Below are 412 nucleotides of genomic sequence, written 5' to 3'. Positions count from 1 at the left end.
TGGGTCCCTGTGTCTTGGAAGCCTGTCATGATGGAGTGGGCGGGAAGCCGTTGGGTCCTTGGCGCTTGACGCCGTGATCCGGCCCGGTCTCCCGCCCGTTCCATCTATCAACCTGAACAGTTGCACGAGGCTGCGGCAACAGACCTCGCATCACAGGGACAGGCACCGTGATCATACCCCTTCGTTACGTCGGAATCGACGTCTCCAAACAACATCTCGATATCTTCGATGAGGGCTTGGGYGTGCCGGAGCGCATCGCCAACGCGCCGCAGGCCATCACACAGATCGTGGCGCGTTGGCGATGCGACGTGCTGGTCGTCTTCGAGGCAACGGGTGTCTATGATCTCGAACTTCGCGAGGCGCTGGGTCAGGCCGGTATCCGCTTCGCGCGGATCAACCCGGCCCGGGCTCG

1 pseudogene is annotated in these 412 nt (G+C 62.5%); it reads left to right on the top strand.

Going from position 1 to position 412, the window contains the following annotated elements:
- Positions 1-167 precede the first annotated feature (167 nt).
- Positions 168-412: pseudogene (locus tag AB4Z51_RS45080) on the top strand (IS110 family transposase); the annotation flags it as partial.

The organism is Bradyrhizobium sp. 2TAF36, from assembly GCF_052114925.1.
GTDB lineage: Bacteria > Pseudomonadota > Alphaproteobacteria > Rhizobiales > Xanthobacteraceae > Bradyrhizobium > Bradyrhizobium barranii.
Note: the sequence above shows the minus strand (reverse complement) of the source record. Positions and strands in the feature narration are given on the sequence as shown.